Source organism: Enterobacter sp. MGH 24, from assembly GCF_000493015.1.
In the GTDB taxonomy this organism is placed as follows: domain Bacteria; phylum Pseudomonadota; class Gammaproteobacteria; order Enterobacterales; family Enterobacteriaceae; genus Enterobacter.
The window spans coordinates 1676887-1700549 of the sequence record NZ_KI535657.1; the positions used below are offsets into that span (position 1 = coordinate 1676887).

Annotated in this window: 20 protein-coding genes; 13 read left to right on the top strand and 7 right to left on the bottom strand. The window is 56.4% G+C overall.

Annotated features, from left to right (window positions below):
* The first annotated feature begins 82 nt into the window (after window positions 1–82).
* The 5 genes from metH to rluF all read left to right on the top strand — a co-directional run bounded on the left by metH (window position 83) and on the right by rluF (window position 7104).
* Window positions 83–3766: a methionine synthase gene (gene metH, locus L370_RS13910; protein WP_023334120.1), complete on the top strand. Its 3684-nt coding sequence runs from the start codon at window positions 83–85 to the stop codon at window positions 3764–3766.
* Window positions 3767–3983: 217 nt separating this feature from the next.
* Entirely contained in the window at window positions 3984–5615 is a 1632-nt protein-coding gene (locus tag L370_RS13905) for a Na/Pi cotransporter family protein (protein WP_023334121.1), read from the top strand.
* Window positions 5616–5710: 95 nt separating this feature from the next.
* Window positions 5711–6004: a type II toxin-antitoxin system CcdA family antitoxin gene (locus L370_RS13900; RefSeq protein WP_032666560.1), complete on the top strand. Its 294-nt coding sequence runs from the start codon at window positions 5711–5713 to the stop codon at window positions 6002–6004.
* Complete coding sequence (locus L370_RS13895) at window positions 6004–6177, top strand: CcdB family protein (RefSeq protein ID WP_023334123.1); 174 nt, start codon at window positions 6004–6006, stop codon at window positions 6175–6177. Before L370_RS13900 ends, L370_RS13895 begins: the two co-directional genes overlap by 1 nt.
* A gap of 54 nt (window positions 6178–6231) precedes the next feature.
* A complete protein-coding gene (gene rluF, locus L370_RS13890; RefSeq protein WP_023334124.1) occupies window positions 6232–7104 on the top strand; it encodes a 23S rRNA pseudouridine(2604) synthase RluF in 873 nt (290 codons plus the stop codon).
* Here rluF and L370_RS13885 read toward each other — a convergent pair whose 3' ends face one another.
* The 3 genes from L370_RS13885 to lysC all read right to left on the bottom strand — a co-directional run bounded on the left by L370_RS13885 (window position 7105) and on the right by lysC (window position 9708).
* On the bottom strand, window positions 7105–7377 hold the full coding sequence (locus L370_RS13885) for a YjbD family protein (protein ID WP_023309994.1): 273 nt from the start codon (window positions 7375–7377) through the stop codon (window positions 7105–7107).
* Between the two features lie 97 nt (window positions 7378–7474).
* Window positions 7475–8206 carry a hypothetical protein gene (locus tag L370_RS13880; protein WP_023334125.1) on the bottom strand — a complete coding sequence of 244 codons (732 nt, stop codon included), beginning with the start codon at window positions 8204–8206 and terminating at the stop codon, window positions 7475–7477.
* Window positions 8207–8358: 152 nt separating this feature from the next.
* Window positions 8359–9708: a lysine-sensitive aspartokinase 3 gene (gene lysC, locus L370_RS13875; protein ID WP_023334126.1), complete on the bottom strand. Its 1350-nt coding sequence runs from the start codon at window positions 9706–9708 to the stop codon at window positions 8359–8361.
* 374 nt (window positions 9709–10082) lie between these two features.
* Here lysC and pgi point away from each other — a divergent pair, with 374 nt between their 5' ends.
* The 5 genes from pgi to L370_RS13850 all read left to right on the top strand — a co-directional run bounded on the left by pgi (window position 10083) and on the right by L370_RS13850 (window position 15873).
* A complete protein-coding gene (gene pgi, locus L370_RS13870; protein WP_023334127.1) occupies window positions 10083–11732 on the top strand; it encodes a glucose-6-phosphate isomerase in 1650 nt (549 codons plus the stop codon).
* 367 nt (window positions 11733–12099) lie between these two features.
* Complete coding sequence (gene yjbE / locus L370_RS13865) at window positions 12100–12342, top strand: exopolysaccharide production protein YjbE (protein WP_008503423.1); 243 nt, start codon at window positions 12100–12102, stop codon at window positions 12340–12342.
* A 62-nt stretch (window positions 12343–12404) separates the two neighbouring features.
* On the top strand, window positions 12405–13043 hold the full coding sequence (locus L370_RS13860) for a YjbF family lipoprotein (RefSeq protein WP_023334128.1): 639 nt from the start codon (window positions 12405–12407) through the stop codon (window positions 13041–13043).
* Window positions 13040–13777 (top strand): capsule biosynthesis GfcC family protein, encoded by a 738-nt coding sequence (locus tag L370_RS13855; RefSeq protein WP_023334129.1) that lies wholly within the window; start codon window positions 13040–13042, stop codon window positions 13775–13777. The genes L370_RS13860 and L370_RS13855 overlap by 4 nt, the downstream gene beginning before the upstream one ends.
* Complete coding sequence (locus L370_RS13850) at window positions 13777–15873, top strand: YjbH domain-containing protein (RefSeq protein ID WP_023334130.1); 2097 nt, start codon at window positions 13777–13779, stop codon at window positions 15871–15873. Before L370_RS13855 ends, L370_RS13850 begins: the two co-directional genes overlap by 1 nt.
* Window positions 15874–15951: 78 nt before the next feature.
* Here L370_RS13850 and L370_RS13845 read toward each other — a convergent pair whose 3' ends face one another.
* Window positions 15952–16404: an acyltransferase gene (locus tag L370_RS13845; RefSeq protein WP_023334131.1), complete on the bottom strand. Its 453-nt coding sequence runs from the start codon at window positions 16402–16404 to the stop codon at window positions 15952–15954.
* A 96-nt stretch (window positions 16405–16500) separates the two neighbouring features.
* Here L370_RS13845 and psiE point away from each other — a divergent pair, with 96 nt between their 5' ends.
* Window positions 16501–16911 (top strand): phosphate-starvation-inducible protein PsiE, encoded by a 411-nt coding sequence (gene psiE, locus L370_RS13840; RefSeq protein WP_000202963.1) that lies wholly within the window; start codon window positions 16501–16503, stop codon window positions 16909–16911.
* Window positions 16912–17007: 96 nt separating this feature from the next.
* Here psiE and malG read toward each other — a convergent pair whose 3' ends face one another.
* The 3 genes from malG to malE all read right to left on the bottom strand — a co-directional run bounded on the left by malG (window position 17008) and on the right by malE (window position 20769).
* Window positions 17008–17898, bottom strand: a complete 891-nt coding sequence (malG, locus tag L370_RS13835; protein WP_023310002.1) for a maltose ABC transporter permease MalG — start codon at window positions 17896–17898, stop codon at window positions 17008–17010.
* 14 nt (window positions 17899–17912) lie between these two features.
* Window positions 17913–19457, bottom strand: a complete 1545-nt coding sequence (gene malF, locus L370_RS13830) for a maltose ABC transporter permease MalF (protein WP_023334132.1) — start codon at window positions 19455–19457, stop codon at window positions 17913–17915.
* A gap of 121 nt (window positions 19458–19578) precedes the next feature.
* Window positions 19579–20769 carry a maltose/maltodextrin ABC transporter substrate-binding protein MalE gene (gene malE, locus L370_RS13825; protein ID WP_023334133.1) on the bottom strand — a complete coding sequence of 397 codons (1191 nt, stop codon included), beginning with the start codon at window positions 20767–20769 and terminating at the stop codon, window positions 19579–19581.
* A gap of 370 nt (window positions 20770–21139) precedes the next feature.
* Between malE and malK the strand changes: the two genes are divergently transcribed.
* Both malK and L370_RS13815 read left to right on the top strand, forming a co-directional pair.
* Window positions 21140–22249 carry a maltose/maltodextrin ABC transporter ATP-binding protein MalK gene (gene malK, locus L370_RS13820; RefSeq protein WP_023310005.1) on the top strand — a complete coding sequence of 370 codons (1110 nt, stop codon included), beginning with the start codon at window positions 21140–21142 and terminating at the stop codon, window positions 22247–22249.
* A gap of 71 nt (window positions 22250–22320) precedes the next feature.
* Window positions 22321–23634: a maltoporin gene (locus L370_RS13815; protein WP_023334134.1), complete on the top strand. Its 1314-nt coding sequence runs from the start codon at window positions 22321–22323 to the stop codon at window positions 23632–23634.
* Window positions 23635–23663 lie beyond the last annotated feature (29 nt).

Here is a 23663-nt window from a genome sequence, read left to right on the forward strand (position 1 = left end):
CTGTGTGACTTTTCGACCCTGCGAGATTGTGCCAGTATGGAACCCAGCCTTTTGGCCTTGTTGAGCGTTGTCGGGAGCAAGTGTGAGCAGCAAAGTAGAGCAACTGCGTGCGCAGTTAAATGAACGAATTCTGGTGCTGGACGGCGGCATGGGCACCATGATCCAGGGCTATCGTCTGAGTGAAGACGATTTCCGCGGCGAGCGCTTCGCAGACTGGCCCTGCGACCTGAAAGGGAACAACGACCTGCTGGTGCTCAGCAAGCCGTCGGTTATTAAAGATATCCACAACGCCTACTTTGAAGCGGGTGCGGATATCGTTGAAACCAACACCTTCAACTCGACAACCATCGCCATGGCGGATTACCAGATGGAATCCCTGTCGGCGGAGATCAACTTTGAAGCCGCAAAGCTGGCACGCGCCTGCGCCGACGAGTGGACGGCCCGCACGCCGGACAAGCCTCGCTACGTCGCCGGGGTGCTTGGCCCGACGAACCGCACCGCGTCGATTTCACCGGACGTCAACGACCCGGCGTTTCGTAATATCACCTTTGACCAGCTGGTCGCGGCCTACCGTGAATCGACCAAAGCGCTGGTGGAAGGCGGTTCCGATCTGATCCTGATTGAAACGGTATTCGACACCCTCAACGCCAAAGCCGCGATTTACGCGGTGAAAGAGGAGTTTGAGGCGCTCGGCGTCGACCTGCCGATCATGATTTCCGGCACCATCACCGACGCCTCCGGCCGCACCCTGTCCGGCCAGACAACCGAAGCGTTTTATAACTCCCTGCGTCACGCCGAAGCGCTCTCCTTCGGCCTGAACTGCGCGCTGGGGCCGGATGAACTGCGCCAGTACGTGCAGGAGCTTTCCCGCATCGCGGAATGCTACGTCACCGCCCACCCGAACGCCGGTCTGCCGAACGCGTTTGGCGAATACGATCTTGATGCCGACACCATGGCGGCGCAAATCCGCGAGTGGGCCGAGTCTGGCTTCCTGAACATCGTCGGCGGCTGCTGCGGCACCACGCCGGAGCACATCGCGGCCATGAGCAACGCCGTCGCCGGTCTGCCGCCGCGCAAGCTGCCCGAGCTTCCGGTTGCCTGTCGTCTGTCCGGCCTCGAGCCGTTGACCATCGGCGACGACAGCCTGTTTGTGAACGTGGGTGAGCGGACTAACGTCACCGGTTCGGCAAAGTTCAAGCGCCTGATCAAAGAAGAGAAGTACAGTGAAGCGCTGGACGTCGCCCGCCAGCAGGTGGAAAGCGGCGCGCAGATTATTGATATCAACATGGATGAGGGGATGCTCGACGCCGAAGCGGCGATGGTGCGTTTCCTCAACCTGATTGCCGGTGAGCCGGATATTGCCCGCGTGCCGATCATGATCGACTCGTCCAAATGGGAAGTCATCGAAAAAGGGCTGAAGTGCATTCAGGGTAAAGGCATCGTCAACTCTATCTCGATGAAAGAGGGCGTTGATATCTTTATCCACCACGCGAAGAGGGTCCGCCGCTACGGTGCCGCCGTGGTGGTAATGGCCTTTGACGAAGTGGGCCAGGCCGATACCCGCGAGCGCAAAATTGAGATATGCCGCCGCGCGTACAAGATTTTGACCGAAGAGGTGGGCTTCCCGCCGGAAGATATTATCTTCGACCCGAACATCTTCGCCGTCGCGACCGGGATTGAAGAGCACAACAACTACGCCCAGGACTTTATCGGGGCGTGTGAAGACATCAAGCGCGAACTGCCGCACGCGCTGATCTCCGGCGGCGTGTCGAACGTGTCGTTCTCGTTCCGCGGCAACGACCCGGTGCGTGAGGCGATCCACGCCGTGTTCCTCTACTACGCCATCCGCAACGGCATGGACATGGGGATCGTTAACGCCGGCCAGCTGGCGATTTATGACGACCTTCCTGCCGAGCTGCGCGATGCCGTAGAGGACGTGATCCTTAACCGCCGCGACGACGCTACCGAGCGCATGCTGGACCTGGCGGAAAAATACCGCGGCAGCAAATCGGATGAGGCGGTAAACGTTCAGCAGGCCGAGTGGCGCGCCTGGGACGTGAAAAAGCGTCTGGAATACTCGCTGGTCAAAGGCATTACCGAATTTATCGAGCTCGATACCGAAGAGGCGCGCCAGCAGGCAGCCCGCCCGATTGAGGTGATTGAAGGCCCGCTGATGGACGGCATGAACGTGGTCGGCGATCTGTTCGGTGAGGGCAAAATGTTCCTGCCGCAGGTGGTGAAATCCGCCCGCGTGATGAAGCAGGCGGTGGCGTATCTTGAGCCCTACATCGAAGCCAGCAAAGAGAAAGGCTCCAGCAACGGCAAGATGGTTATCGCCACCGTGAAGGGCGACGTGCACGACATCGGCAAGAATATCGTCGGCGTGGTGCTGCAGTGCAATAACTACGAAATTATCGACCTCGGTGTGATGGTCCCGGCGGATAAAATCCTCAAGACCGCGCGCGAGGTGAATGCCGACCTGATTGGCCTCTCCGGGCTGATTACGCCGTCGCTGGACGAAATGGTCAACGTGGCGAAAGAGATGGAGCGTCAGGGCTTTACCATACCGCTACTGATTGGCGGGGCGACCACCTCGAAAGCGCACACGGCGGTGAAAATCGAGCAGAACTACAGCGGCCCGACGGTTTACGTGCAAAACGCCTCGCGCACGGTGGGCGTGGTCTCCGCGCTGCTCTCCGACACCCAGCGCGACGATTTTGTGGCGCGCACCCGTAAAGAGTACGAAACCGTTCGCATCCAGCACGGGCGTAAGAAACCGCGCACCCCGCCTGTTTCGCTGCAGGCGGCGCGCGACAACGATCTGGCCTTCGACTGGTCCAGCTATACGCCGCCGGTCGCGCACCGTCTGGGCGTACAGGACGTGACGGCCAGCATCGAAACGCTGCGCAACTACATTGACTGGACGCCGTTCTTTATGACCTGGTCGCTGGCGGGCAAATATCCGCGCATCCTGGAGGATGAGGTGGTTGGCGAGGAGGCGAAGCGCCTGTTTAAAGATGCCAACGACATGCTCGATACGCTGAGCGCAGAGAAAAGCCTCAACCCGCGCGGCGTGGTGGGGCTGTTCCCGGCGAACCGCGTGGGCGACGACATTGAAATTTATCGCGATGAAACCCGCACCCACGTGCTGGCGGTGAGCCGCCATCTGCGCCAGCAAACGGAGAAAGTGGGCTTTGCCAACTACTGCCTGGCCGATTTCGTCGCGCCGAAGCTGAGTGGTAAAGCCGACTATATCGGCGCCTTTGCGGTAACCGGCGGTCTGGAAGAAGATGCGCTGGCGGACGCGTTCGAAGCGCAGCACGATGATTACAATAAAATCATGGTGAAAGCGATTGCCGACCGCCTGGCGGAAGCCTTCGCTGAGTACCTCCACGAGCGCGTGCGCAAAGTACACTGGGGCTACGCGGCGAATGAGAACCTCAGCAACGAGGAGCTGATCCGCGAAAATTACCAGGGCATTCGCCCGGCGCCGGGATACCCGGCCTGTCCGGAGCACACCGAAAAAGGCACCATCTGGAAGCTGCTGGACGTGGAAACCCATACCGGCATGAAGCTCACCGAGTCGTTCGCCATGTGGCCGGGCGCGTCCGTCTCCGGCTGGTACTTCAGCCATCCGGACAGCAAGTACTTCGCCGTGGCGCAGCTGCAGCGGGATCAGATCGAAGATTATGCCCTGCGCAAAGGGATGAGCGTGTCTGAAGTGGAGCGCTGGCTGGCCCCTAATCTGGGCTACGACGCCGACTAAAATCACTTTTCCTTACAACAAACAGGGCGCTCATGGGGCGCCCTGTCTCTTTCTTACGTTTAAACCCTTATACTGAAATAAGGTTCTAACCCTATTGCCCGGTGGCGCTGCGCTTACCGGGCCTACGTGTAGGCCGGATAAGGCGTAGCCGTCATCCGGCAAGGCAACGCGCAGCGAACCTCAGGAAAACAGATAACGATAAGGAGGAACACCTTCCGTGTTGACGTTGTTACACCTGCTCTCTGCAGTCGCACTGCTCGTATGGGGCACCCATATCGTTCGTACCGGCGTGATGCGCGTGTTCGGCGCGCGCTTACGTACCGTTCTCAGCAGCAGCGTTGAGAAGAAGCCGCTCGCCTTCTGTGCGGGCATTGGCGTAACGGCACTGGTTCAGAGCAGTAACGCCACGACCCTGCTTGTCACCTCTTTTGTGGCACAGGATCTGGTCGCGCTCGCCCCGGCGCTGGTCATTGTGCTGGGGGCGGATGTAGGTACCGCGCTGATGGCGCGTGTTCTTACGTTCGATCTCTCCTGGTTGTCGCCGCTGTTGATTTTTATCGGCGTTATTTTTTTCCTCGGTCGTAAGCAGACGCGCGCCGGGCAGCTCGGGCGCGTAGGGATTGGCCTGGGGCTGATCCTGCTGGCGCTGGAGCTGATCGTACAGGCGGTCACGCCGATCACCCAGGCCAACGGCGTGCAGGTCATCTTCGCCTCCCTGACCGGGGACATCATGCTTGACGCGCTCATTGGCGCGGTGTTTGCCATCGTTAGCTACTCCAGCCTGGCGGCGGTCCTGCTGACGGCCACGCTCACCGCCGCAGGGGCGATCTCCTTCCCGGTGGCGCTGTGTCTGGTGATCGGTGCCAACCTCGGCTCCGGCCTGCTGGCGATGCTCAACAACAGCGCCGCCAATGCCGCCGCCCGCCGCGTGGCCCTCGGCAGCCTGCTGTTTAAGCTGGTGGGCAGCCTGATTATTCTGCCGTTCGTTCACCCGCTGGCGAACCTCATGGACAACCTCCCGCTGCCGAAGGCGGAGCTGGTGATCTATTTCCACGTGTTCTACAACCTGGTGCGCTGCCTGGCGATGGTACCTTTTGCTGGGCCAATGGCCCGCTTCTGCGAACGCCTTATTCAGGACGAACCGGAGCTGGATGCGCGCCTGAAACCGAAGCACCTGGATACGTCCGCGCTGGATACCCCGGCGCTGGCGCTGGCGAATGCCGCGCGCGAGACGCTGCGCATGGGCGACGCGATGGAAACCATGCTCGAAGGCCTGCAAAAGGTGATGCACGGCGAGCCGCGGGAGGAGAAAGAGCTGCGCAGACTGGCGGACGATATCAACGTGCTCTATACCGCCATTAAGCTTTACCTGGCGCGCATGCCGCAGGACGAGCTGGCGGAGGAGGAGTCCCGCCGCTGGGCGGAAATCATCGAGATGTCGCTTAACCTGGAGCAGGCCTCCGATATCGTGGAGCGTATGGGGAGCGAGATCGCCGACAAATCCCTTGCCGCGCGTCGGGCGTTTTCAGGTGAAGGCCTGAAGGAGCTGGAAGCGCTGCACGAACAGCTGGTCAGCAACCTCAAGCTGGCGATGCTGGTCTTCTTCTCCAGCGACGTGCCGAGCGCGCGCCGCCTGCGTCGGAACAAGCATCGTTTCCGCATTCTGAACCGCCGCTACTCGCACGCTCACGTCGAGCGTCTGCACCAGCAGAACGTGCAGAGTATCGAAACCAGCTCGCTCCACCTGGGGCTGCTGGGCGATATGAAACGTCTCAACTCGTTGTTCTGCGCGGTGGCGTACAGCGTGATGGAACAGCCGGATGAAGATGACGAGCGGGATGAGTACTAATCTCAGAAAGCGCCTCGCAAAACGGTTTTGTGAGGCGTGACTCCCCATAAAGAGCAATTTATTCTTCAACCCTTACATTTTTAAGGGAATAGGAAGTGCTCAATTATTACGCTACACTTCGCCAATTCATGCGCATTCCAATGGGGGTTCTCATGCGCGGTGCTAATAGCATTAAAAAATCAGTGAATGTTTCCCTGTCGCCCGACATCCTTGAAGAGGCGCGAAGGCTTAAACTTAACCTTTCTGCCGTGCTAACGGCGGCTTTGCAGGAGCAATTTCGTGAACATCGGCGCGCAGAGTGGCTGGAAGAAAATAAAGCTTCTATTGATGCCATTAACCAGTGGGTTGATGAAAACGGCTCCTTTAGTGACTTTCAGAGGTCGTTCTGATGAAGCATGTACTGGTCGCTCCCGCCGTTGAGGTCGCGGGAAAACCCTGCGTGGTCATGATGCACATGATGGCAGGCATATCGCCAAAAGAGTTAGGCGAACGTGTTGCCGATCTTACGCAAAACCGGGCTTCACTGCGGGATGCACTCGATTTTTTGATCAACGGTTACTAACACTTTTTTGTCAGCCTTAAGGTAAGGTATATTTCGCCCTTCACAGGAGAAACTATGCTGCCAACTCAATCAACCCGATTAAACAAGTACATTAGCGAGAGCGGGATCTGCTCACGTCGCGAGGCTGACCGTTACATTGAACAAGGTAACGTGTTTCTTAACGGCAAACGCGCCACCATCGGCGACCAGGTGGTCCCTGGCGATGTGGTTAAAGTGAATGGTCAGGTCATCGAACCGCGTGATGCTGAAGACCTGGTGTTTATCGCGTTGAACAAACCGGTTGGGATTGTCAGCACCACGGAAGACGGCGAGCGGGACAACATCGTTGATTTCGTGAACCACAGCAGCCGTATCTTCCCGATTGGCCGTCTGGATAAAGACTCTCAGGGGCTGATTTTCCTCACCAACCACGGCGATCTGGTCAACAAAATTCTGCGTGCCGGTAACGACCACGAGAAAGAGTATGTCGTTACGGTGAATAAGCCGGTCACGGACGAATTTATTCGCGGCATGGGCGCAGGCGTGCCGATCCTCGGTACCGTCACGAAAAAGTGTAAGGTCAAGAAAGAAGCACCGTTCGCGTTCCGCATTACGCTGGTGCAGGGCCTGAACCGCCAGATCCGCCGCATGTGCGAGCACTTCGGCTACGAGGTGACGAAGCTGGAACGCACGCGCATTATGAACGTCAGCCTGTCGGGCATTCCCCTCGGCGAGTGGCGTGATTTAACCGATGACGAGCTGATTGAGCTGTTCAAGCTTATCGAGAACTCCTCGTCAGAAGCGAAGCCGAAGGCTAAAGCAAAACCGAAAACCCAGGCGATTAAGCGCCCGGTGGTGAAGGCACCGCAGGCGGAAGAGAAAGGGCGAGGCAAGCCGGGCAACGGAAAGCGCTTTACCCAGCCGGGGCGCAAAAAGAAAGGGCGCTGATTAGCGCCTTCCACGGGTAGAGGTTGTGGCCGACCAGGAAAAGGTCGCCTCTGCATCGGGTTTATAAGCCTGCTCTTTTTTCAGCTTGCGGGCTTTTTTCGCCGCGGCGTCACGCTGCGCCATCAGCTTATCGATGTACTCTTTTTTCACCTGATTGGTTTCGGCGTTCGTCAGCGTGCGGCCATGTGCGATACGGGCGCGGTCGAGAAGCGTTTTCAGTTCGCGCTGCTCGGCTTCCGTCATGTCTTTCTGGGTCAAACGTGGTGTAGCCATTGCTGAAGCCTCCTGATGGGGAGGCTTCAGTGTAAAACATACTGACAGCCAGATATATGATTACAACGCGTGCGTTTAAATCATTTTTGAGTATTATTTAGCGCAAAACATAGTTTCCTTCACGAGACAGGTTCCAGTTGTGGCCGTCCAGCGGATATACGCTTTTCTTTTTGGCGATACTCGTTAAGTCGCTGTTAATGCTTAAAAGCAAACTAGCATCACCTGTTGCCACATAGGATTTCATATTTTTATTTGCGCGTTCATAAAGCGAGAAGTTATCACCCACGACGACGCCTGCTCTGGCTTCGAACTCATCTTCGGGGTCGTCATTTCTGTTTGTCGGACCAATAAATAAATTACCCGGTAGCCAGGCATAGAACGATGCAAAGTCGTCAAAATAGTCAGGAAATGCCGCCGCAGAATTATTGGTCACCGTGCCGTTGATTATCATATCGATAAGGTTTGCTGTTCCCGCTAAATCGTCGGCGTTAACAGCACAATTTCCTGCGGTGGCATAACCCCGCAGATTATCCCGGAGAGTCAAAAAGACACCGCGAAGTTTAGGTAACGCGTTTTCTTGCAGCGCCCGGTTATAAAAATCGCGCAGCAGGTTATAAGGGATGATGTGATGCCTTGATACATGAACAGGCTCAGCGCCGCCAGCAACAGTAAGGTCTTTACTGTAATTAGGCATGGCAGGGAAACATGAGCCATTACGAACGTTCGGCATAGTGATTTTGTAGGCGCCAGCAGCAATGGGCCGTGGGGCCGCCAGAGCCTGGTGGGTAAATACGAAGAGTGCGGCGATAACGATCAGGGCTTTTTTCATCTCATTTTCCTTCAGCAAAAGTGTGTGCCTGTTGAAACTAAAGAAAGTTTCAATGACTGAAAATTTGCTTTATGCCCTGTGATATTTGGCCGGGTGAGACAACAAAATAAAAAGCCGGGCACAGGGCCCGGCTTATCTGTTTTGCAAAAAAGTTATTCAAACAAATTCTGATGAAGTTTCTGCACGACCTGCTCGGCCTGATCGGCAGGCACCAGGAAGCAGAGGTTGTAGCTGGACGCGCCGTAGCAAATCATGCGGATGCTGAACGGGTCGAGTACGCCGAAGACCTCTTTACCCACGCCGCAGGCGCGCGACAGCTTGTTGCCAATGATGGCAACCAGCGCCAGGTCTTCTTCCACTTCCACGCGGCACAGCTCGGAGAGCTCAATCAGCAGCGACTGCGTCAGCAGGGTATCGCCCGTGGAGGTGGAGCCGGTGGTGTCCAGCGTCAGCGCAATGCTCACTTCAGAGGTGGTGATCAGATCCACCGAGATATTGTGGCGCGCCAGGATGCCAAACACTTCCGCCAGGAAACCGCGGGAATGCAGCATATTGTGGCTGTGGAGCGTCACCAGCGTCTGGCGACGACGCAGGGCCAGAGCGCGGAACAGCGGTGGGTTTTCCGTTTTCTTGCAGACCAGCGTCCCGCCCGCTTTCGGATCTTTACTGGAGCCGACGAAGACCGGAATATCGCTACGTACGGCCGGCAGCAGCGTTGCCGGGTGCAGCACTTTCGCGCCGAAGGTGGCCATTTCGGCCGCTTCTTCAAACGCGATCACATCAATACGTTTAGCCGCGGAAACGACGCGCGGGTCGGTGGTGTAAATGCCCGGAACGTCAGTCCAGATATCCACGCGCGTTGCATGCAGGGCTTCGCCCAGCAGCGCGGCGGTGTAGTCGCTGCCGCCACGGCCAAGCGTGGTGGTGCGGCCTTTCGCTTCACTGCCGATAAAGCCCTGGGTGATCACGATACCGTCTGCCAGGCGTGGTGCCAGCTGCTGATTGGTCAGCTCCGCCAGCGCCTCAACGTCCGGCTCGGCGCGGCCGAAGCGATCGCTGGTACGCATCACTTTACGCACGTCAAACCACTGCGCCTGAATGTTACGCTCGCGCATGATTTCAACAAACAGCAGGGTGGACATTAGCTCCCCGTGGCTGACCAGTTCGTCGGTCAGGGCGGTGGACGTCGCCAGAGAAGCAGCTTCTGCCAGGGTGGTAATATTTTCCAGCAGACGTTCCACTTCCTCGCGGATGACGTTCGGGTTCTGCAGACGTTCAAGAATGTCGAACTGAATTTTGCGCAGTGCATCCAGCTTCACGAAACGTTCTGTCGCTTCCAGTCCTTCAGACAGAGAAACCAGCAGGTTCGTCACGCCGGCGGAGGCAGACAGCACCACCAGGCGGGTATTCGGATCGGCCAGCACCACATCGGCGCTGCGGTTCATGGCATCGTAATCGGCCACACTGGTGCCGCCAAATTTGGCGACCACAAAACTCGTCATAACAACCTCGTGTCAGGGAATGAATAAGCGACCTTGGCACAAGAGTGAAACGAAAACAGGTGCAGGCGCAAAATACGGCCCTATAAATAAAATGCGGGGGAGGTCCTGTCAATGCTGGGATTATGCGGATTTTTTATGGGGGGGTACCCCTGAGAAACAGGACTTATAACAGGGCCATATTTTATGCTCCGTTTTAGCCTGTTTTGGGCGACATTTTGCCGCCGCAGGAGGCCACTTCAGCAGCTATACTTTTCGGGTCTTTTCACCTGCGTTTGATGCAGGCCAGGGCAATGGCATAAAAACCATCACAATTTTTATTTGCAGGCGCTACAATCGACCGCAGTCACAATTCTCAAATCAGAAGAGTATTGCTAATGAAAAACATCAACCCAACGCAGACCGCTGCCTGGCAGGCACTCCAGAAACATTTTGATGAAATGAAAGACGTCACCATCGCGGATCTGTTCGCGAAAGATGCCGATCGTTTCTCTAAGTTCTCCGCGACCTTCGACGACCTGATGCTGGTGGATTTCTCCAAAAACCGCATTACCGAAGAGACGCTGGCAAAACTGCAGGATCTGGCGAAAGAGACCGAGCTTGCCGACGCCATCAAATCCATGTTCTCCGGTGAGAAGATCAACCGCACCGAAGACCGCGCCGTGCTGCACGTGGCGCTGCGTAACCGTAGCAATACGCCAATCATCGTTGACGGCAAAGACGTGATGCCGGAAGTGAACGCGGTGCTGGAAAAGATGAAAACCTTCTCCGAAGCGATCATCTCCGGCAGCTGGAAAGGCTACACCGGCAAGGCGATCACCGACGTGGTTAACATCGGTATCGGCGGCTCTGACCTCGGCCCGTTCATGGTGACCGAAGCGCTGCGTCCGTACAAAAACCACCTCAACATGCACTTTGTGTCTAACGTCGATGGTACCCACATCGCCGAAGTGCTGAAGAACGTGAACCCGGAAACCACCCTGTTCCTGGTGGCCTCCAAAACCTTTACCACTCAGGAAACCATGACCAACGCCCACAGCGCGCGCGACTGGTTCCTGAAAACCGCAGGCGACAACAAGCACGTGGCGAAACACTTCGCGGCGCTGTCTACCAACGGTAAAGCGGTCAGCGAGTTCGGCATTGATACCGCGAACATGTTCGAGTTCTGGGACTGGGTGGGTGGCCGCTACTCCCTGTGGTCTGCGATCGGTCTGTCCATCATCCTGTCCGTGGGCTTCGACAACTTCGTTGAGCTGCTCTCCGGCGCGCACGCAATGGATAAACACTTCTCCACGACCGCACCAGAGAAAAACCTGCCGGTGCTGCTGGCGCTGATCGGAATCTGGTACAACAACTTCTTCGGCGCTGAAACCGAAGCGATCCTGCCGTACGACCAGTATATGCACCGCTTTGCTGCCTACTTCCAGCAGGGCAACATGGAATCCAACGGTAAATACGTTGACCGTAACGGCAACGCGGTGGATTACCAGACGGGTCCAATCATTTGGGGCGAGCCGGGCACCAACGGTCAGCATGCCTTCTACCAGCTGATTCACCAGGGCACCAAAATGGTACCGTGCGATTTCATCGCCCCGGCTATCACCCATAACCCGCTGTCTGACCACCATCCGAAGCTGCTGTCGAACTTCTTTGCGCAGACCGAAGCGCTGGCGTTCGGTAAATCCCGCGAAGTGGTTGAGCAGGAATACCGTGACCAGGGTAAAGATCCGGCCACGCTGGACCACGTTGTGCCGTTCAAAGTGTTCGAAGGCAACCGTCCAACCAACTCCATCCTGCTGCGCGAAATCACCCCGTTCAGCCTGGGTGCGCTGATTGCTCTGTACGAGCACAAGATCTTCACGCAGGGCGCTATCCTGAACATCTTCACCTTTGACCAGTGGGGCGTTGAGCTGGGCAAACAGCTGGCAAACCGTATTCTGCCAGAGCTGGGTGACGATAAAGCTATCGACAGCCACGACAGCTCGACAAACGGTTTGATCAACCGTTATAAAGCATGGCGTGCGTAATTAAAACGTCATGAAAACGTGCCGGCGTAATGCCGGCATTTTTTTATCGGATAATTCCTGATGTCTGTTAGTTAACTCAAATTCTGGATCTGAGTTTAATCCGAAAAAGACGCTTAACCCGTTAATTGCTGCGGTTTATTTTAAGAAAATACGCAGAAGGAATTTAATATTCACATATTATAACTTGTTGATTTTAATTAATTATATATTTATGTTATTTGTCTTTCATTTTGATTTTATCCATTAGTCCGAAAACCCTCTCCCTATTTCCCCTTACGGCAAACCCACGGCAGTAGTTGTGTATACTCGATTCCGCCTGAAATTCTTTTCGGGCAAATCTCCATTCATTCATTGAAGGGAAATTGTTATGAAGAAAGTACTGTATGGCATTTTTGCCATATCTGCGCTTGCGGCGACATCTGTCTATGCAGCTCCGGTTCAGGTCGGGGAAGCGGCAGGTTCGGCTGCGACGTCTGCGTCTGCGGGAAGTTCTACCGCAGCCAGCGCCAGCACCGTAAGTTCAGCCGTGGGTGTCGCGCTGGCGGCAACCGGTGGCGGTGATGGCTCCAATACCGGAACCACGACCACCACGACAACCAGCACCCAGTAATAGCGGGTGTTTAATCATAACCACACTTCGGTGTGGTTATTTCGCCCCTTCGGAGAAGAGTCGTGAAGCGACCAGCAATCATTTTGATTTGCCTGCTGCTGCAGGCGTGCTCGGCCACCACTAAAGGGCTGGGAAATTCACTGTGGGAAAGCGTGTTCGGCACACCGGGCGTACATCTGACCGATGACGAACTTCAAAACATGCCCTATGCCAGTCAGTACATGCAGCTTAACGATGGCCCGCAGCTGTTTGTGGTGCTCGCTTTCGATGAAAACGGGCAGCAGAAATGGGTGACGCAGGATCGGGCCACCATTGTGACGCAGCATGGTCGAATTGTGAAAACGCTGCTTGGCGGCGACAACCTGCTTGAGGTCAACAACCTCGCGGAAGATCCGCTGATCAAGCCGAACCAGATAGTCGATGGCGCAAGCTGGACGCGCACGATGGGCTGGACCGAACATAAGCAGGTGCGTTACGCCACGGCACGCTCGGCCTTCCGCTGGGACGGCACGGACAGCGTGAAAGTCGGCAGCGACGAAACCCGTGTTCGCGTGCTGGATGAAGAGGTCACCACCGACCAGGCCACCTGGCACAACCGCTTCTGGATCGACGAAGACGGGCAGATCCGCCAGTCCCTGCAGTATCTCGGTGCCGGATTCTTCCCGGTGAAAACCACCCTGATCAAGGCGGCGAAATCATGAAAACGCTCATCCACGTTGCGCTTCTCGCCAGCCTTGCCGCGCCGCTGGCATGGTCCGCAGGGACTGTGAAGGTCTACACGCCGGACAGTGAAAAACCCAAAACCTTAACCCACGCTGAGCATCTGCTCGATCTCGTCGGACAGCCAAGGCTCGCCAACAGCTGGTGGCCGGGGGCAGTGATCGCTGAACGTCAGAAGACCGCTGAAGCGGAACAACAGCACAAGGCGCTCCTTGCCAGGCTGACGGGGTTAGCGGAGCAGGAGGATGGCGACGACGCGGCGGCCATTAACAGCGTTCGCCAGCAGCTGCAGGCGCTGAAGGTGACGGGCCGTCAGAACGTGAACCTTGATCCCGATGAAGTGCGCGTCACGGAAAAAGGCAACCCGACGCTTGAAGGGGAATATACGCTCTGGCTGCCGGAGAAGCCGACGACGGTGACCGTGATGGGGCTTATCAGCAGCCCAGGTAAAAAGCCCTTTACGCCCGGTCGTGATGTGGCGAGCTACCTCGACGAGCAGAGCCTGCTGAGCGGTGCCGATAACAGCTACGCCTGGGTGGTTTACCCTGACGGGCACACACAGAAAGCCCCCGTTGCTTACTGGAATAAACGGCATATCGAACCTATGCCGGGCAGCATCATTTTTGTCGGTTTTGCCGACCATTTCTGGACGAAGGCGTATGACGGGCTTAACGCCGATATCCTTCACTCCCTGATTCAGCGGATACCGGAATAATGAAAAGAACTTATCTCTACAGCATGCTGGCGCTCTGCGTGAGTGCCGCCTGCCATGCAGAAACGTATCCGGCACCCATTGGCCCGTCTCAGTCAGATTTCGGCGGCGTCGGTTTACTGCAAACGCCCACCGCGCGGATGGCGCGTGAAGGGGAAATTAGCCTTAACTACCGTGATAACGACCAGTATCGCTACTACTCGGCGTCGGTGCAGTTGTTCCCGTGGCTTGAAACCACGCTGCGCTATACCGACGTGCGTACGAAGCGGTACAGCAGCGTTGAGGCGTTCTCCGGCGATCAGACCTACAAAGATAAAGCCTTCGACGTCAAGCTGCGCCTGTGGGAAGAGAGCTACTGGATGCCGCAGGTCTCCGTGGGCGGCAGGGATATCGGCGGTACCGGCCTGTTTGATGCGGAATACATCGTGGCCAGCAAAGCCTGGGGGCCGTTCGACTTCTCGCTCGGCCTGGGGTGGGGCTATCTGGGCACCAGCGGTAACGTCAAAAACCCGTTTTGCTCCTACAGCGATAAATACTGCTACCGCGATAACAGCTATAAGAAAGCGGGTTCCATCAACGGGGATCAGATGTTCCACGGCCCGGCATCGCTGTTTGGCGGCGTGGAGTATCAAACGCCCTGGCAGCCGTTACGCCTGAAGCTGGAGTATGAAGGGAATGACTACTCGCAGGACTTCGCCGGAAAGATTGAGCAGAAGAGCAAGTTTAACGTCGGCGCCATTTATCGCGTCACCGACTGGGCCGACGTTAACCTCAGCTACGAGCGCGGCAATACGGTGATGTTTGGCTTCACGCTGCGCACCAACTTTAACGACATGCGGCCGCACTACAATGATAACGCGCGGCCTGCATACCAGCCGGAGCCGCAGGATGCGATTCTGCAGCACTCCGTGGTGGCAAACCAGCTGACGCTGCTGAAATACAATGCCGGCCTGGCGGATCCGAAGATCCAAACCAAGGGCGATACGCTGTACGTCACCGGCGAGCAGGTGAAATACCGCGACTCGCGCGAAGGGATCGAGCGCGCCAACCGGATCGTGATGAACGATCTGCCGGAGGGGATCCGCACGATCCGCGTGACGGAAAACCGCCTCAACATGCCGCAGGTGACGACCGAAACGGACGTCGCCAGCCTCAAGCGCCATCTGGAAGGTGAACCGCTCGGGCATGAAACCGAGCTGGTGCAAAAACGCATCGAGCCCGTGGTGCCAGACACCACCGAGCAGGGCTGGTATATCGACAAGTCGCGCTTCGATTTCCATATCGATCCGGTGCTGAACCAGTCCGTGGGCGGGCCTGAAAACTTCTACATGTATCAGCTGGGCGTCATGGCAACGGCGGATCTGTGGCTCACCGACCACCTGCTGACCACCGGCAGCCTGTTCGGCAACATCGCCAACAACTACGACAAGTTCAACTACACCAACCCGCCAAAAGACTCGACGCTGCCGCGCGTGCGTACCCGCGTGCGTGAGTACGTGCAGAACGATGCTTACGTGAATAACCTGCAGGCCAACTACTTCCAGTACTTCGGCAACGGCTTCTACGGCCAGGTGTACGGCGGGTATCTGGAAACCATGTACGGCGGCGCGGGGGCGGAAGTGCTTTATCGTCCGGTTGACAGCAACTGGGCGTTCGGGGTTGATGCCAACTACGTCAAGCAGCGTGACTGGCGCAGCGCGCAGGACATGATGAAGTTCACCGACTACAGCGTCAAAACTGGCCACCTGACCGCCTACTGGACGCCGTCGTTCGCCCCTGACGTGCTGGTGAAAGCCAGCGTCGGTCAGTATCTGGCGGGCGATAAGGGCGGCACGCTGGATATCTCCAAACACTTCGACAGCGGCGTGGTGGTGGGCGGCTATGCGACCATCACCAACGTCTCTCCGGACGAGTACGGGGAAGGGGACTTTACCAAAGGGGTTTACGTGTCGATTCCGCTGGATCTCTTCTCGTCAGGCCCAACCCGCAGCCGCGCGGCCATCGGCTGGACGCCGCTGACGCGCGACGGCGGTCAGCAGCTTGGACGTAAGTTCCAGCTGTATGACATGACGAGCGATAAGAACATTAACTTCCGCTGATGCGTCACGCCGGGCGGCACTGCGTTTGCCCGGCCTACGGTTTTTGTAGGCCCGGTAAGCGCAGCGCCACCGGGCGAATCACAAGCGGCGCAGCAGCCTCGCCGGGTTCCCGGCATAGACACCTTTCTCGACAATCGATTTCGTCACCACGCTTCCCGCCCCAATCACCGCGCCGTCGCAAATGGAGACCGCCAGAATGGTGGCACCGCTGCCTATCGACACATCATTCCCGACGGTAATATGGCCCCAGCTGGCCCGGTCGGCGTTCGGTTTCCCCTCACGAAACATATCGTTGGCAAACATCACGCCATGGCCAACAAAGCAACGCTTACCAATGGTCACATACTCACAGATGAAGGTGTGCGACTGAATTTTGCTGTCGTCACCGATGCGCGAATTGCCCTGGATTTCAACAAACGGGCCGACGAATACGCCGTTGCCCAGTACACAGTCGTAAAGATTAGTGGGTTCATATACGGTCACATTGTCGCCGCAGGTCACGTTGCGAACCCCGGTTGGTTTACGATCCATCGGTTACCTCCCAACATAAAACATAATTAAAAAATATAGATCTCCGTCACATTTTTGCGTTATACAGAAACCTCGCCCTGGAGAATGAGGTGCTGTATGACATCCCTGACTCGCCCGCGCGTTGAGTTTATCTCAACTATCCTCCAGACCGTGCTGAACCTCGGTCTGTTGAGCCTTGGCCTGATACTGGTCGTCTTTTTGGGTAAAGAGACGGTGCATCTGGCGGATGTGCTGTTTGCCCCTGAACAAACCAGCAAATATGCGCTGGTGGAAGGCCTGGTGGTCTACTTTCTCTACTTTGAATTTATCGCCCTGATTGTGAAGTATTTTCAGTCCGGCTTTCACTTCCCGCTGCGTTATTTTGTCTACATTGGGATCACCGCGATAGTGCGGCTGATCATCGTCGATCATAAATCCCCGCTCGACGTGCTGATCTACTCGGCGGCGATCCTGCTGCTGGTGATCACCCTCTGGCTGTGTAACTCGAAGCGGCTGAAGCGCGAATAAAAAAATGGCGCTCCGAGGAGCGCCTAACAACAGTCACAAGTTGGGTCAATACAATACGTCTAAAGTTGAGGGTTGCAGTGGCATAACAAATGAAACTTAACCTTTCACACCGCCCGCCGTCAGACCGTTGACCAGCCAGCGCTGCGCCAGCAGGAACACCACGGTAATCGGGATGGCGGAAAGTACGGCCGCCGCGGCAAAGTCGCCCCACAGGTAGTTTTGCGGGTTGAGGTATTGCTGCATACCGACGGCCAGGGTGTAGCTGTTCACATCGCGCAGTAACAGTGAGGCAACCGGTACTTCGGTGATCGCAGCGATAAACGACAGAATAAACACCACCGCCAGGATAGGCACCGACAGCGGCAGCAGCACCAGACGGAACGCCTGCCACGGGGTTGCGCCATCCAGCGCGGCCGCTTCTTCCAGCGAGCCGTCGATGGTTTCGAAATAGCCTTTGATGGTCCAGACATGCAGTGCGATACCGCCAAGATAGGCGAAGATCACGCCGCCGTGGGTGTTCAGGCCGATAAAGGGTACGTACTGGCCCAGACGGTCAAACAAGGCATATAAAGCCACCAGTGACAGCACGGCCGGGAACATCTGGAAAATCAGCATCCCTTTCAGCAGCGTTGCTTTGCCCGGGAAGCGCATGCGGGCGAAGGCGTAGGCGCAGGTGGTGGACAGCGCCACGATACCAATAGCGGTAATGCCTGCGATTTTCACTGAGTTCCACAGCCACAGCAGCACCGGGAACGGCGGCGGCGTGACGCGGCCATCGGCGTGTTCCACGCTGAAGCCCAGCGCGAGCTTCCAGTGCTCCCAGGAGATTTCGTCCGGGATCAGGCTCCCGGTGGCGAAGTTACCCGAACGCAGGGAGATGGCGATAACCATCAGCAGCGGGAACATGATCGCCGCGATAAAAATCAGCAGGCCTAAGTGCGTCGCCAGGAGGCGCAGTTTCTGAGATTTGGGTTGTACCATAGCCATGTTCAGTGCCCTCCTTAGTCAAATTTCATACGTGTGGCTTTCAGGTTCACAATCGCCAGAGCGCCGACCAGCAGGAAGATCAGGGTGGCAATTGCGGCCGCCAGACCGAAGTCCTGGCCACCGCCGCCTTCGAAGGCGATACGGTAGGTGTAGCTTACGAGCAGGTCGGTATAACCTGCCGGCGTGGTGGTGCCGAGACGGTCCGGACCACCGTTGGTCAACAGCTGAATCAGCACGAAGTTGTTAAAGTTAAAGGCGAAGCTGGCAATCATCAGCGGGGTCAGCGGCTTGATGAGCAGCGGCAGCGTAATCTTGAAGAAGTTCTGGAACGGACCCGCGCCGTCCATCGCCGAGGCTTCGTACAGGTCGTCCGGGATGGCCTTCAGCAGCCCCATGCACAGAATCATCATGTACGGATAACCCAGCCAGGTGTTCACGATGATAATCATCGAGCGGGCGGTGGTTGGGTCGCTGAACCAGGCCGGTTTGATACCGAACAGCGCGCTCAGCATCATGTTGATTTCGCCGAAGCTCTGGTTGAACAGCCCTTTGAAAATCAGAATCGAGATAAACGACGGTACGGCGTAGGGCAGGATCAGCAGCACGCGGTAAATCGCTTTGCCTTTCAGGGATTCCCACTGCACCAGGCAGGCCAGCACCATGCCCACGGCAACGGTCAGGATCACGGTCAGCACCGAGAAGACGACCGTCCAGACGAAGATGGCGAAGAACGGTTTCTGAATGCCTTCGTCAGTGAATACGCGGGTAAAGTTATCCCAGCCGATGGTCACGGTATAGCCCGGGCTGAGTTTGTCATCACCCCATTTGCCGTCGGCAGTAATGGACTGATAGAAACCAATGTCGTTATTCGGACGATATTTCACGCCGCTCTGGTTGTTGGTCAGCGTGCCGTCATCCGCCAGGGTATAGAGTGGCTGCGTGCCGGAGAACTGGCGCAGCGAGCTCATGGTCACTTTGCTTTCATCTGGCAGCACGGCGGTGAGCTGGGTCAGCGCCTGGCGGTTCTGGGTAATGACGCGCAGGTTGGCACGTTCACCTTCCGGCAGGGCCGGTGCCTCTTTTAAGGCCAGCTTCTGTTCGCCGCCAAATTTGAACGCGTCGGAGATATAGTACTTGCTGCTTGCTTCGTCAGTAAGCGCTAACTTCCACTCGTTACCGGCAGGATACAGGCCGAAGTTAAAGGTCTTGCCTGCCTGATATGAGCGATCCAGCAGGACCTGCTGCGCGCGTTCCTGCGCAAGCTGGTTGGTGCTGCTGTAGTTGGTAAACGCAATGGCAATGGTACAAATCAGCGGGAACAGGACAAACAGCCCCATCCCGGCCACGCCCGGGTAGACATAGCGCCAGGCATAGGCTTTACGATTCGCGAAAATATACAGGCCAGCAGAGCTTAAAATCAGCGTCATGATGGCAAACAGATATTCCCCTTGTACGTACATTAAAACAACAAGGTAACCCACCAGCAGACACAGCAGACCAATCGCTGACCACTTCAGCGCGTCGCTTTGCCACCAGCGTTTCTTTTTAATGACATCCATGGGGTTTTTCCTCTACAACGGTGGAAACTTATCGTCAGGTGGCGCTGCGCTTACCTGACCTACGGATCGTGCCGTAGTCGTAGGGCGGGTAAGCGCATGCGCCACCCGCCGTTTTTCAGACTTACTTAGTAATACGACCCTGAGCATCTTTCAGCGCGGCATCGACGGTCTGACGACCGCTTGCTGCGTTGATGACCGCGGTACGGGTGGCGTACCAGAACGCGGCCATCTGTGGGATGTTCGGCATGATTTCGCCTTTCTGGGCGTTATCCATGGTGGCCGCGATACGTGGATCTTTCGCCAGATGATCCTGGAAGGATTTCAGCGCAACGGCGCCCAGCGGTTTGTCCTTGTTCACTTCATCCAGACCCTGATCGGTCAGCAGGTAGTTTTCCAGGAACTCTTTCGCCAGCTCTTTGTTCGGGCTGGCGGCGTTGATGCCCGCGCTCAGCACGCCAACGAACGGTTTAGACGGCTTGCCTTTGAAGGTTGGCAGCAGCGTCACGCCATAGTTGATTTTGCTCTTGTCGATGTTGGTCCAGGCCCACGGACCGTTGATGGTCATCGCGGTTTCGCCTTTGTTGAACGCCGCTTCCGCGATGGAGTAGTCGGTATCCGCGTTCATGTGTTTGTTCTTGATCAGATCGACCAGGAAGGTCAGACCCGCTTTCGCGCCAGCGTTATCCACGCCCACGTCTTTCACGTCATACTTGCCGTTTTCAAACTTGAACGCGTAACCACCGTCGGCAGCAATCAGCGGCCAGGTGAAGTACGGCTCTTGCAGGTTGAACATCAGGGCGGATTTACCTTTCGCCTTCAGCTCTTTATCCAGTTTCGGGATCTCTTCCCAGGTTTTCGGCGGGTTTGGCACCAGGTCTTTGTTGTAAATCAGAGACAGGGCTTCAACCGCGACAGGGTAAGCGATCAGCTTGCCGTTATAGCGAACGGCATCCCAGGTGAATGGGAACAGCTTGTCCTGGAAAGCTTTGTCTGGCGTGACTTCAGCCAGCAGGCCAGACTGCGCGTAGCCCCCGAAACGGTCATGCGCCCAGAAGATAATGTCCGGGCCGTCGCCGGTTGCCGCAACCTGCGGGAACTTCTCTTCCAGCTTGTCCGGGTGTTCTACGGTCACTTTGATACCGGTGTCTTTCTCGAATTTTTTGCCCACTTCGGCCAGGCCGTTATAGCCCTTGTCGCCGTTAATCCAGATAACCAGCTTGCCTTCTTCAATTTTGGCGAGCGCTGGGGCGGAAACCATCATTGCTGCAAGGGCGGACAATGCGAAAACGCGTGCGCCAGTCTTGATATTCATATCTGCCATCCTTTTTGGTGATGTGCTCGTGGATACATAAGGTGGTTCAACGTGACTCAGTCTCCTTATTTGACATCCTCTTTCCATCCTCCCAATCCCTACGCCCCACCCCCCGTTTGTGTGATCTCCGTTGCATAAATTTAAGTTATGAGTGCTGGCGCACATAAAACCCCACCGAATTTTGCAGGCGGCTTCACGAATTTTGCCTCAGCCCTCCCACGCCGGTCGCAGAGCCTGCTCCCTCATCCTCCCGCCTCCTCCCCCATAAAAAAGCCGGGGGGTGGAGGATTCGGGAAAGTAATGGATACCCCATAGTGAACTTATCTTGAATGTTTCTGTCGGTGACAGGTTGTAACGAAGGGAGAAGGGCATGGCGAGCGTACAGCTGCGTAATGTAACGAAAGCCTGGGGTGACGTTGTGGTGTCGAAAGACATCAATCTGGACATCAACGAAGGCGAATTCGTGGTGTTTGTTGGCCCATCAGGCTGTGGTAAATCTACTCTGCTGCGTATGATTGCCGGTCTTGAAACCATCACCAGCGGCGACCTGCTGATCGGTGATACCCGAATGAACGACATCCCGCCTGCCGAACGTGGCGTAGGCATGGTGTTTCAGTCTTATGCACTCTATCCCCACCTTTCCGTTGCCGAAAATATGTCCTTTGGCCTGAAGCTGGCCGGCGCGAAGAAAGAGGTCATTAACCAGCGCGTGACGCAGGTGGCGGAAGTGTTACAGCTGGCTCACCTGCTGGAGCGTAAACCAAAAGCGCTTTCCGGTGGTCAGCGTCAGCGTGTGGCGATTGGCCGTACCCTGGTGGCCGAACCGCGCGTATTCCTGCTCGATGAACCGCTTTCTAACCTGGATGCCGCCCTGCGCGTCCAGATGCGTATTGAAATCTCCCGTCTGCACAAGCGTCTTGGCCGCACGATGATTTACGTCACCCACGATCAGGTCGAAGCGATGACGCTGGCCGACAAAATCGTGGTGCTGGATGCCGGCCGCGTAGCGCAGGTAGGTAAACCGTTGGAGCTGTACCACTACCCGGCAGACCGCTTTGTTGCGGGCTTTATTGGCTCGCCAAAGATGAACTTCCTGCCCGTCAAAGTGACCGCGACAGCCATTGAACAGGTACAGGTGGAGCTGCCAAACCGCCAGCAGGTCTGGCTGCCGGTCGACAGCGCCAACGTACAGGTCGGGGCGAACATGTCCCTCGGTATTCGTCCTGAGCATCTGCTGCCGAGCCACATCGCTGATGTGACCCTGGAAGGTGACGTTCAGGTCGTCGAACAGCTTGGTCACGAAACACAGATTCATATCCAGATCCCCGCCATCCGTCAGAACCTGGTCTACCGCCAGAATGACGTGGTGTTGGTAGAAGAGGGTGCCACATTCGCTATCGGCTTGCCGCCAGAGCGTTGCCATCTGTTCCGTGAGGATGGCACTGCATGTCGTCGGTTGCACAAAGAGCCAGGCGTTTAAGCAATCCCAAAAGAAGACACGAAACCGACAGGTGAAGTGTTCAAAGAAAAGCAATGATCTCAGGAGATAGAATGATGATTACTCTGCGCAAACAAGTCCCTCTGGCAATCGCCGTTGCGGCAGGCATCCTGTCTGCCCAGGCAGGCGCCGTGGACTTTAAAGGTTATGCTCGTTCCGGCATTGGCTGGACCGGGAGTGGCGGTGAACAGCAATGCTTCCAGGCAACAGGTGCTCAAAGTAAATACCGTCTCGGTAACGAATGTGAAACCTACGCTGAACTGAAACTGGGCCAGGAAGTGTGGAAAGAGGGCGATAAGAGCTTCTACTTCGACACCAACGTCGCGTATTCCGTCTCTCAGCAGAACGACTGGGAATCCACCAGCCCGGCCTTCCGTGAAGCTAACGTGCAGGGTAAAAACCTCATTGACGCACTGCCAGGTTCTACTATCTGGGCCGGTAAGCGCTTCTATCAGCGTCATGACGTTCACATGATCGACTTCTACTACTGGGATATTTCAGGTCCTGGTGCGGGTATCGAAAACATCGACCTGGGCTTCGGTAAGCTCTCTCTGGCAGCAACTCGTTCTTCTGAAGCGGGCGGCTCAGCGACCTTTGCCGATCGTGACGCGCTGGGTAACCGTATTTATGACAACCTGGTACCGAACGATGTCTTCGACGTCCGTTTAGCACAGATGCAGGTCAACGAAGGCGGTACGCTGGAGTTCGGTGTTGATTATGGTCACACCAATATTCCAGATGATTACTACCTGCAGCCTGGCGCGTCTAAAGACGGCTGGATGTTCACCGCTGAACATACTCAGAGCATGCTGAAGGGCTTTAACAAGTTTGTGCTGCAGTACGCAACTGACTCTATGACCTCCAACGGCAAAGGCCGTCCGGAAGGTGGTAGCATCAACAACAACGGCGACATGTGGCGTGTGCTGGACCACGGTGCGATCTCTCTGGGCGACTCCTGGGATCTGATGTACGTGGGTATGTACCAGGACATCAACCTGGATAACAACAACGGCACCAAATGGTGGACCGTCGGTGTTCGTCCTATGTACAAATGGACGCCAATCATGAGTACCCTGCTGGAAGTGGGCTACGACAACGTCAAGTCTCAGAAAACTGACGACACTAACAGCCAGTACAAAATTACCCTGGCACAGCAATGGCAGGCTGGCGACAGCATCTGGTCCCGTCCGGCTATCCGTGTCTTCGCAACCTACGCGAAATGGGATGAGAAATGGGGCTACGCGAACGGCGACTCCGGTGCAGGCTATGACTCTGGTATTGCGTACAGCGACACGTCCGCAAAAACCTTCAGCCGCGGCGACTCTGATGAGTGGACCTTCGGTGCCCAGATGGAAATCTGGTGGTAATTCGTTAGACCTGACGTAATGACCTAAAA

Excerpts from the sequence above, each read along its gene's own strand:
- L370_RS13895 (WP_023334123.1), top strand. The coding sequence starts at position 6,004 with ATGAAGCATGTACTGGTCGCTCCCGCCGTTGAGGTCGCGGGAAAACCC.
- rluF (WP_023334124.1), top strand. The coding sequence starts at position 6,232 with ATGCTGCCAACTCAATCAACCCGATTAAACAAGTACATTAGCGAGAGC.
- L370_RS13885 (WP_023309994.1), bottom strand. The coding sequence starts at position 7,377 with ATGGCTACACCACGTTTGACCCAGAAAGACATGACGGAAGCCGAGCAG.
- L370_RS13880 (WP_023334125.1), bottom strand. The coding sequence starts at position 8,206 with ATGAAAAAAGCCCTGATCGTTATCGCCGCACTCTTCGTATTTACCCAC.
- lysC (WP_023334126.1), bottom strand. The coding sequence starts at position 9,708 with ATGACGAGTTTTGTGGTCGCCAAATTTGGCGGCACCAGTGTGGCCGAT.
- pgi (WP_023334127.1), top strand. The coding sequence starts at position 10,083 with ATGAAAAACATCAACCCAACGCAGACCGCTGCCTGGCAGGCACTCCAG.
- yjbE (WP_008503423.1), top strand. The coding sequence starts at position 12,100 with ATGAAGAAAGTACTGTATGGCATTTTTGCCATATCTGCGCTTGCGGCG.
- L370_RS13855 (WP_023334129.1), top strand. The coding sequence starts at position 13,040 with ATGAAAACGCTCATCCACGTTGCGCTTCTCGCCAGCCTTGCCGCGCCG.
- L370_RS13850 (WP_023334130.1), top strand. The coding sequence starts at position 13,777 with ATGAAAAGAACTTATCTCTACAGCATGCTGGCGCTCTGCGTGAGTGCC.
- L370_RS13845 (WP_023334131.1), bottom strand. The coding sequence starts at position 16,404 with ATGGATCGTAAACCAACCGGGGTTCGCAACGTGACCTGCGGCGACAAT.
- psiE (WP_000202963.1), top strand. The coding sequence starts at position 16,501 with ATGACATCCCTGACTCGCCCGCGCGTTGAGTTTATCTCAACTATCCTC.
- malG (WP_023310002.1), bottom strand. The coding sequence starts at position 17,898 with ATGGCTATGGTACAACCCAAATCTCAGAAACTGCGCCTCCTGGCGACG.
- malF (WP_023334132.1), bottom strand. The coding sequence starts at position 19,457 with ATGGATGTCATTAAAAAGAAACGCTGGTGGCAAAGCGACGCGCTGAAG.
- malE (WP_023334133.1), bottom strand. The coding sequence starts at position 20,769 with ATGAATATCAAGACTGGCGCACGCGTTTTCGCATTGTCCGCCCTTGCA.
- malK (WP_023310005.1), top strand. The coding sequence starts at position 21,140 with ATGGCGAGCGTACAGCTGCGTAATGTAACGAAAGCCTGGGGTGACGTT.
- L370_RS13815 (WP_023334134.1), top strand. The coding sequence starts at position 22,321 with ATGATGATTACTCTGCGCAAACAAGTCCCTCTGGCAATCGCCGTTGCG.